General features: G+C 48.1%; 5 protein-coding genes. All 5 read left to right on the forward strand.

What is annotated here, in order from left to right:
- Positions 1-75: 75 nt before the first annotated feature.
- The 5 genes from TW77_RS24225 to TW77_RS09365 all read left to right on the forward strand — a co-directional run bounded on the left by TW77_RS24225 (position 76) and on the right by TW77_RS09365 (position 9925).
- Positions 76-4791 (forward strand): ATP-binding protein, encoded by a 4716-nt coding sequence (locus TW77_RS24225; protein WP_052713129.1) that lies wholly within the window; start codon positions 76-78, stop codon positions 4789-4791.
- A 67-nt stretch (positions 4792-4858) separates the two neighbouring features.
- Positions 4859-6064 carry an EAL domain-containing response regulator gene (locus TW77_RS09350; RefSeq protein WP_052713130.1) on the forward strand — a complete coding sequence of 402 codons (1206 nt, stop codon included), beginning with the start codon at positions 4859-4861 and terminating at the stop codon, positions 6062-6064.
- Entirely contained in the window at positions 6061-6420 is a 360-nt protein-coding gene (locus TW77_RS09355) for a response regulator (protein WP_046004703.1), read from the forward strand. Before TW77_RS09350 ends, TW77_RS09355 begins: the two co-directional genes overlap by 4 nt.
- Before the next feature lie 47 nt (positions 6421-6467).
- Positions 6468-7688, forward strand: a complete 1221-nt coding sequence (locus TW77_RS09360; protein ID WP_046004704.1) for a response regulator — start codon at positions 6468-6470, stop codon at positions 7686-7688.
- Between the two features lie 83 nt (positions 7689-7771).
- The gene (locus tag TW77_RS09365; protein ID WP_052713131.1) at positions 7772-9925 is read left to right on the forward strand and encodes a DUF6351 family protein; all 2154 of its coding nucleotides are present in this window, start codon (positions 7772-7774) and stop codon (positions 9923-9925) included.
- Positions 9926-10092: the final 167 nt, after the last annotated feature.

The following is a 10092-nucleotide window of genomic DNA, read 5'->3' on the forward strand; positions in this document are numbered from 1 at the left end:
CCAAATGACCAATTAACAGGTGGTTTATAAACTATAGTTAAAAATGCCTGAACGTCTACATTAAGGACAGCACACGTGCATGTGCAATTAAAAATTATTGTTTGGTTAATACTGGTGCTGGTCAGTTTACTCTCACTCGACAGATTTTCACGCGCCTATTTTGCCTCCCATCACCAGATTGTGGCAACACAGGACAGCCTGCATAATGTCAGCCATATGCAACAGATAAGCAATGCCATCTTCGCCTTACAAAAAGAACGCGGCTATACATTTGGCCTGTCGGAGCGCGCTTCCGGCGAAACACTCAGCCAGCTCAATCTATATCGTAATGCCAGCAACGCAGCACTCGGGGACATCGCAGCTCAGAGCGCACAGAACCCCAATTTGCTCTCATCATTGCCCAATACAGCCGAGCTGATGAACCTAAGAGCCCTGTTTGACCAACGTCTGCTCACCCGGGAGCAGGCAATGACACTCTATACGGCAAAAATAAATGCATTGCTGGATTTGTTTTTGGCGATTGAGCTCAAAATAGCCGCCGATGCGGTTAACACGCATTTATACAGCCTGACCCTGGCTATTGAGCAGGCTGGCAAGCTCAGAGCACATACCTATGCCATGCTCAACAACACACTCGACAGTCGTGCCAGCGCCATATTTGAGCTCTCGACGTTACACAACACCCATCAGGCACTGCTGGTCAACACGCCATTTAGCGAAGACATTGCCAGGCAAATAACCGCTTTGCAAACCCAGCCACAGAATCAGTTATTAAATGATGTACTAGTAGCACTCGAACAAACCGGGCAGAGCACGTTCAATGCGCAGCAATGGTGGCAACAAAAAACGCAGTATCTTGAGCAACTCATCAACATTGTTAGCTCACAGTTATCCGCGCATCAGCAGCAGATCAGAACAGAATTAAGTGAACACAACGCAACTAAAGCAAACTATGCCCTGTTCGCTGTGCTTGCGTTTGTAAGTGTAGTCATCACCAGTGTTTTACTTTGGCGCACGCTGGCGCGCACCAGCAAACCAAAGCGACACCAGACCCCGGTCAAACTCTCCCAGCTTTTATTGCTACTGGGGCTGATCGTGTCGTTTATTATGTCTGAACACGACATTAGCCAGGGTGAGCTAAGCAACGGCCTGTACACACGTTCAGCGAATGAATTGAGCAATAATCTGGCCTACTCCGTGATTGCCATCGATAATTTATGGCTGAAGCCGCTGGCCGAACGTTTGCACACACTGAGCATTACCAAGCAGCCGGTTTTTTCAAATGCCACAGGGACCGAGTACATAGGTAAGTTTACCCTTTCGGATAATGACCTGGTCGGGCTGTTTCCTGCCACTTTACCGGTGCAGAAACTACAAAAAACCATTACAGACAGCATTACCAGACAAGGGGCAAAGTCACTTTCTCTGGCTTTGATGTCTGACAGCAATAACAAACTTTATAGTGTCTCGACGGCGCCGCAGGCCAGCGCAAACGGGTTGTCAGACATACTGCTGGTATTGATCCAACCTGTGGATGATACCCTCACTAAGATCCTCAAAATGCCCGTTGCTTATCAGGGGATCACCACACACTTACTGTTTAATGACATAGTGATTGGTCGCAACGACTACTCAACCGACAAAGCTACCGCGCTGCCTAAAAATGGACTAGAGCTGGTACATGAAAATTTTGCCTTCGGGTTTACTATCAGGGCGACTCAGGATCCGGTGCAAATAGAAGGTTATATCAATACCTTGCAACAGGAATTTTCGGTGCAATTGGCCCTTTTGCTGACACTGAGCCTGACCGCGCTGGTACTGGCCCACCGGGCTCAAAACCGCATTATTGAGCAATTACAACATTCCGAAACGCAGCTTGATAAAGAACGCTTACTACTGTCTAACTCTGAGCAGATTGTCGGCATAGGCAGCTGGGAGTGGCAACAAGGTAGTCGTAATGTATTGTTATCAAAGACACTGAAAACACTATTAAATGTGCAAAGTAGCGGCAAATACGTGCCTTATACTGAGGTGCTGCGTAAATTAACACAGGCAAGCAGGCGTACCTTGCTTAAACACCTGCGCACTCAGGCGCTGGATTCCCAGGTCAAACTCACATTGAGTTTCTGTGACGACGGATCTGAGAAGCAACTGGAAGTGATCATGACATCACACCAGACAGATGCGACCGACTCGCTATGTGTGGTTGGCGTGGTGCGAGATATTTCCGAGCAAATCGCGCAGCAGCAAAGACAGAGCAAGTATCAGGCGTCATTGCAGGCAGCCCGCCAGGAAGCACTCGACCGCATGAAAGAAGCAGAGACCCAGCGTCACGAGGTGCAGCAACTGCTGCACCGTAATCGCGAAACCGAAAGCCTGCTGGAAGCAACCCTGGACAGTATTCCGGCCTTTATCCTGCTGTTGGACGGTGACGCTAATATCCGCCTGATCAACCGCTTTTGGTATAAAAGTAAACGCCTGAACCTGGAGGAAAGCGGTCTGTTTATTAACACCCTGATGCGGGTGAACGACAACCTGATTGACGTTATTTCTTTGCTGCCACTATCGAATAAAAAGCCGCTGCTCGAAGCGTTGACAGCCGCAAAAACACGCGACCTGTATTACAAGGATATGGAGATATGCTACCAGCTGGACGGCGCGAAGATGTGGTTTGAGGTGATCCTGACCAACATTATGTGTAACGATAAAAAATACATGTTGCTCTATCAGCATGATATTACTCAGCGCAAAAACGACGCCACCATACTGGCCGATGCCAAAGAAACCGCCGAAGCGGCCAACAAAGCCAAATCCCGCTTTCTTGCTACAATGAGCCATGAGATCAGAACCCCAATGAATGGCGTGGTCGGCATGTTGGATATTTTGTCGCAGTCCAGGCTCAGCGATGAGCAGCGCCACCTGACCTCAGTGGCTAAAAATTCAGCCATGATGTTGCTTAGGATCATAAACGACATACTCGACTTTTCAAAAATCGAAGCCGGTAAAATGGTCATTGAGCATACGCCCTTTAGCTGGCAAAACCTGACCAAGGAACTGTGCGAACTGATGAGCCATCAGTGCCACGAAAAACGCATCAACCTGAACTTTTATTTTGACCCGGCTTTAGGCTATTGGCACAAGAGCGACCCTATCCGGATCCGGCAGATCTTACTTAACCTGGTGGGTAATGCCGTCAAGTTCACCAAAACGTCAGCCAGTAAAATCGGTAATGTGGAAGTGTTTGTATCGCCGGGTGCTGAGGCCGGGTATCTGGAGATCAGTGTCAAAGACAATGGCAAAGGCATGAGTGAAGAACAAACTCAGGGACTGTTTAAGCCCTTTGTCCAGGCGGATGACAGCATTCAAAGAAAGTACGGCGGTACCGGGCTTGGACTGTCTATTACCATGCGACTGTGTGAGCTGATGAATGGCTCTATAACGTGCCACAGCCTGGAAGATGTCGGGAGTAACTTTATCGTGACTTTGCCGTTTGCGCCCAGCGAAACGGGCGACCAGGAAATTGCGATAAACTTTGCGGGATTAACCGCTTATATTGTCTCGGATGATGATAAATTTGAACAGGATTTGGCACACAACCTCAGCGCCCATGGCATGCATTGTCAGCTCATTAGTGATGAAGACCTCAATGCCTATTTGCTTGCCCGCCTGAGTGTTGATTATCTGATCATCACCAGTGAAAAATACCAACACCTGGTCACCAATGGGCAGGACATTATTTCTACCAACAGTGAACTCAAGTGCCTGGTACTGGAGCACACCAGTATCCAAATGCCAGCCGTCGAGGGCGCAAATATATATGCAATAGAGAATAACCCCTATTATGCGGTCAGAGTGATTGAGAAAATTGCCACACTGGAAGGCCAGATCAGCCCGGAACCCGATATCAGACAGCTCGCCAGTGAAGAGCAGTTACCAACCATTGAACAAGCGCAGCAAAAAAATACCTTAATTCTGGTGATAGAAGACAATGTTTACAATCAGGATTTGTTTAAGCGTCAGCTGGCTTTGCTTGGCTTACAGTGCATTATTGCCGAGCACGGCGCCATTGCGCTGGAGCTAATGCAGAAGTACCAGTTCTCTTTGATCATCAGTGACTGCCATATGCCGGTCATGGACGGATATACCTTTGCGAAAACCTACCGCGAACTTGAAGCGCAAGGAAAAGTACCCAGCCTGCCCATCATCGCAGCCACGGCGAATGCACTCAGTGGCGAGCGCGAAAAATGTCTCAACGCCGGGATGGATGATTATATCTGCAAGCCCATAGTATTGCACGCCCTGCGCGGCAAAATAGAACAATGGTTGCACAGGCCACAGCCATCTGAATTAGCGGCCCTGAACGGCCATAGCGCAGAGCAAGTCAGTCTGCTTACCGAGCCCTCTGAAGTGACTTCCCCAACTGCTCAGGCAGAGGCTTCTGAACCGGAAGCCTCTTACGCACGTATCGTTGATTTAAGTGTGCTGGAAAACTATGTTGGCGCTGACAAAGCGATTCAGAAGCAATTTTTACAAGGCTTTTTGGCCGATTCCCGCCCTTTGGTGGAGGGGATGAATGGCCGCAATGAAGTGTCGCTCAGCACCATTAAAAACACCGCGCACCAGTTAAAATCATCAGCAAAGGCCATCGGCGCGCAGTCACTTGCTGACGACTTTTTCGCATTGGAACAAGCCGCTAAGGCTGAAGATGTCACGCAGGTACAGGCCTTGCAAAAGGTCTGCGACGAAAAGTTTAATGCCGCATGTGTGGAAATAGAAACTATACTTGAGTAAAAAGTATGGCCGCGCAAGTCGTATTCAGGACTATACATGCTTAAAACGCAGGGTCACAAAAGGCAAGATGAATAATCGGATAAAAGTAATCGCAATTGATGACAATCAGTTAATTATTACCCAGCTGGAATTGTTGCTAAAACAAGTTGCCCGGGACGTCGACTATCATGGCTTTACGGCAGGTCGCCGTGCCTTAGACTCAGGGCTATGTGACTCAGCATCCCTGATTTTTTTAGATCTAAATATGCCCGAAATCGACGGGATAGAATTACTGCGCATTTTTGCCGATGCGAAGTTAACAACACCTATCGTTTTGCTCAGCGGCGAAGACAAAGACGTACTCGAAACTGCCAGTAACCTGGGCACCATGCACAACCTTAACATCATCTCTAATATCGACAAACCAGTGTCTCTGCCACGACTGAAATCGCTGCTTGAATGTTTGGATCAGCACCACAGAGCATCGCCCACTGTGGCAGAAAAAAGCTATAACGCCAGTGACATTCGCATTGGACTGGACCGAGCGCAATTTAAAGCCCATTACCAACCCAAAGTATCACTGGAATCACTTAGTGTGATTGGTATGGAAATACTGGCGCGCTGGTATCACCCTTTCGATGGGTTAGTATCTCCCGGCGATTTCATTCCTCAGCTCGAACGCGCCGGTTTATCTGCCGAGCTCTCATTACAACTACTGACACAAACCCTGGCGCTTTACGACACACACTATGAGCAGGTTAAATCGCTGAGTTTCAGCCTGAACCTCAGCGCCGGTGCGCTGTACGACATTGAACTGCCAAACAAGCTGGCCACTTTGTGTGACCAATACTCCGTACCGCGTAAGCAAATCATTCTGGAGATCACAGAAAGCCAGCTACTCGACAACCTTCCCCGTACACTGGAGGTGCTGTTACGCTTCCGATTAAAAGGATTTCCGCTGTCAATCGACGACTTTGGCACGGGGTTTTCAAGCTTTACCCAGCTCAATCAAGTGCCCTTTAGCGAACTCAAAATAGACCGTAGTTTTGTTCAGAATTGTGATACAGACAGCAAAAAACAAGCGATTGTCTCTGCAACCTCCGATTTAGCAAAAAAATTGTCATTAAAAACGGTTGCCGAAGGCATAGAACATGCGGGTGAACTAAACTATTTACGCAAATGCGGCATTGATGTCGCACAAGGTTTTTTGTTCGCCAAACCCCTGGCCACCGATGCCTTGTTGAATTGGCTTGAGCACAATCTCGACAAGCCGCTGGCGGAGTGGGGAACATGAGCCAGAGCGCTATCCTGATTGATGATAACGCACTGTTTCTGAAGCTACTGAGCAGCCAGCTTGCTTCTTTAGGAGTGAGCGTGTCGTTGGCAAGAGACAAACAGGAGCTGCTGGCACACCTTGAGTCTAACTGGTACGACTGGGCATTTATTGATGCCCATCTGGAAGATGGTGAGTGCGGGCTTCAGCTGGCTGATGTGCTCAAAGAGCAGCAACAAAACCATGAGCGCCCCTGCACTTTGGTAGGTATGTCGGGTGATGAGATCTGTGCCAGTCGCTATGCCAGTGCAGGAATAAGCCAACATTTTGTAAAACCAATCACCCTGCAACAGCTCAGAGCCCTGCTCTGTGTGTAAACGATTTCGCAGCAAGGTATAGAACATGTTCCGGGAAGCCGCATACGATGACAGGAAATAGCCCCAATCACGCACAGCGTCGACCTCAGGTCATTATTATTTGCGACAATACCGATGAACTGACCGGTGTAATAGAGATTGTTGAAGCGCACACGGACGCCTATCGCACTGTGTTTCACTGGGAGGAAACGGCGGAACTCATTGTAGAAACCAACCCGCCTATTATTCTTATGGCAAAGAATGATGTTGCCGGTAGTATCGAAATCTACACTGAACTGTCGAAACAAGGACTGCTGAATTATCCGCACAAAAACATTTTGTTATGCGAAAATAAAGAATCGGGCATCGCTTTTAAATGTTGCATGAAGGACATTTTCAGCGACTACTTTGTGCACAAGCCCATGTACGAAAACTACCGCTTCAGAATGATTTTACACAATGCGCTGAATCAGGTGTCGGGCAGCAATAAAAGCGCTCAGCTACAGGAAGCCCATTTTGGCAAAATAGACGATAAGTTACGGGTATTAATTGACGATGTTGCTCAATACCGGACCAAAACTGAAGATAACTTTGCTCAAACCCGGGATGAAATTGCGAAGCAGCAAGGTCACAATGATGTGCAGAAGCAAATGCTTGAACAGTTAAGAGAGCAACATATCAACCCATTGATGTCACAGCTGGAACACCAACTGACTTCCAGCGTGGAATTACTTAAGTCCCAGCTTAAGGACAAACAGGTTTCTATAGCTGAATTATCTGCACTGCTGACTGAAAAGCGCGTTCCCCGCAGTGTATCCGCAGCTCAAATGCAGCCAGCCAAAGAAGAACCAGCCACGCCCCCTAAGCCTGTATCAGCTGCTCAACCAGCGAAACCCGAAGTACCCAAAAAAATGCGCATTCTGGTGGTAGAAGACAACGAAATTTATCGCGAGATGCTGCTCAAGATACTTCGCGAAGAGGACCACATTACGGAGTATGCCACAACGGGACTTGAAGCCGTGAAGCTGTTGAAGAAGAAAAAGTTTGATATGGTGTTTATGGATCTGTTTATGCCCGAGCTGGATGGCTACAACACCACCAAGAACATACGTACCTTCAAACACTGTAAAACACTTCCCATCATTGCGCTGTCAACCAATCGCAACAAAGAACTGATCCGTAAATGGGCCAGCCTGGGCCTGATGGGCTATATCACTAAACCTTCTACCAAGCTGGCCATACTCAAAGCCATCGACAAAGTTCAGGGAAGTTACAACACCGCCCACTGAAATAACAAATAAACAACAATGCTTCTGGCGCTTTCGCCCTACACTTATTAGTATGAGCGGCGGTTATCACAGCAGAGGTCGTTATGGGCAAAAAAGCAGGCATTGTTGTTCTTTTCACCTTGCTCCTTGGAGCAATCACAGTTGCAGTGTTGCAGCATTACCCTCATCAGGATGAGGCAAGCTCACGACAGATAAACGCGATTGCAAAGCCTGACGCCAACCCACTACTGAGCTTTAAACCACATATATCGGCAGTACCCAGACCACCAGAGACCTTTACGTTTCCTATTGCACTTGGGGAAACCGGACCTGCGACTAACCTCTACTCAGGCCCTAATCAGTACCCTTTTTTTTGTATGACTCAGGAGTCGGAACTTGGCCAACCTTTGGTTGATAATCAGCAAGGCTTTGGCATTCCTGTCTATCAGGGCGATCAAGTGATCGGGTACAGCAAAGATTGTTCACTGCCCTCTCAATTGTTTTATTTCACGCTGACTGAACAAAACGGTGAATTTACAGCCATCCGGCTTGATGAAGCAGCAGCCAGAAAACACAACTCATCGCCTTTATTCAGAGTGGAGCAAGGCACCATCAATCGCTTTATTTACACCCTGGTCATGCCGATTGCGAATCAAGAGGTTGGTGAGCGCCATGGTCAGTCTCAATGGAATAAAAAGCTCATTTATCAGTTTAATGGTGGCTCGGGTATTGGTTACCGCCAAGGCCGACAAAAGGCCTCAAGAGTAATGACTCGCCAGGCACAGCAGTTGCTAGATGGCTATGCAGTCGTCAGCTCCAGTGGCAACAAAACCAGTTATACCTACAATATGCTGCTGGCAGAAGACACCGCAAGGCGCGTTAAGCAACAGTTTGTCAGCCTCTACGGCGAACCCCTTTATACTGTGGGCATTGGCGGCTCAGGGGGAGGTCTGGCGCAATATCTGATTGGTCAAAATAGCACGGGAATATTAGATGGATTGATCCCCCTTTACAGTTACCCGGATATGATCACACAAACAACCTATGCATTAGATTGCGACTTGCTTAATAACTACTTTACTTTTCGCTCAGATAACCCCAAAGCCTGGCGGGACTGGGAGCGCAGGCGACAAATAGAAGGCCTGAATGCAATAAACGAATTTCCACAAAAGGCTGGTTTTTTACAACCTTTGAATCAACTCATGGCAGGGTTTGTCCCTTCATTTCCGGATGGCAACAGCGAGTGCATTAATGGTTACTTTGGTTTGTCGGCGTTTATCAACAATCCCAGACAAGGCTTTTTACGGCCCTTTTTTTCCGATGACGTAATTGCACAAACCCACTGGAGTTACTGGCAGGATCTGAAACATATTTTTGGTACCGACGAGCAAGGTCTTGGCAGAAGCACCTGGGACAATATCGGCGTGCAGTACGGGCTCAATGCGCTGCGCGAGGGCCACATCACCTTCTCTGAATTTATCCACATTAACCATCACATTGGTGGCTGGAAGCCTCAACCCGAGATGCGTCAGGAAGAGATAGCCCTGCCATTGGGTACCCGTATTCCCATCTGGCTTACATTGTGGGGCAATCATAATATCACTAAAGCGTCGGAGGGCCCGGCTCCGAGGCATCAAGGCTCCATACAGGCAATGGAGCAGGCTTATCGCGCCGGTCAGGTCTTCATCGGCAAAGTCGACTTGCCCATTATAGATGCGCGCCATTACCTGGAAAACGAGCTGGACATGCACCACATGTCGGCTTCTTTTTACAGTCGGGTGCGCATAGCACAGCATCAAGGTCACAGTGATAATCATGTCATCTGGGTTGCTCACAAAGATCACAACCCAACGGCAGCGGCCTTTAAGGCAATGGATGACTGGTTACTCGCGATGAAAGATAACCCGCAGTTAAGCGCAGCAGATGCAAGGCCAGACGCTTTACAGGATACCTGCTTTAATCAGGACGGCAGCATATACGCTGCTGGCTCAGACGTATTTGACGGACAATGGAATAGCAAACCTCAGGGTCAATGCCAGAGCCGCTTTCCCATGTTCAGTACAAGCCGTATTCAGGCCGGTGGAGGCTGGGGCGGCGATATGTTTAAGTGCCCATTGGTCAGCATTGAAACAGCCATCGACAATGGCTGGTACTTACCATTTGATGCTCGCCCTCACCTCGGTATCCTTAAGGCAACGTTTCCTCAAGGGGTTTGCAACCATGAAGGACGTGATCTGGGTCGCCCCGGTGACTTATGACGGCGGTTTTGAGCAGGGTGCGTATTTTTCGTTAAATGAATTTAACTCCTTTACAGCAAGGATGCTTTAAATTAATACCAATTTGCTTAATTAAGTGTTCAATTTTGAGGCGAGAAAATATGGTCGATAACAAGGCAAAAAATTTGTTATTTAGTTGTTCTAAATGA

It is taken from the genome of Pseudoalteromonas rubra (genome assembly GCF_000967655.1).
Lineage (GTDB): Bacteria > Pseudomonadota > Gammaproteobacteria > Enterobacterales > Alteromonadaceae > Pseudoalteromonas > Pseudoalteromonas rubra_A.

Bases quoted from the DNA above. Each gene is read 5' to 3' on its own strand.
- TW77_RS09355 (WP_046004703.1), top strand. From the start codon at position 6,061: ATGAGCCAGAGCGCTATCCTGATTGATGATAACGCACTGTTTCTGAAG.
- TW77_RS09360 (WP_046004704.1), top strand. From the start codon at position 6,468: ATGACAGGAAATAGCCCCAATCACGCACAGCGTCGACCTCAGGTCATT.
- TW77_RS09365 (WP_052713131.1), top strand. From the start codon at position 7,772: ATGGGCAAAAAAGCAGGCATTGTTGTTCTTTTCACCTTGCTCCTTGGA.
- TW77_RS09350 (WP_052713130.1), top strand. From the start codon at position 4,859: ATGAATAATCGGATAAAAGTAATCGCAATTGATGACAATCAGTTAATT.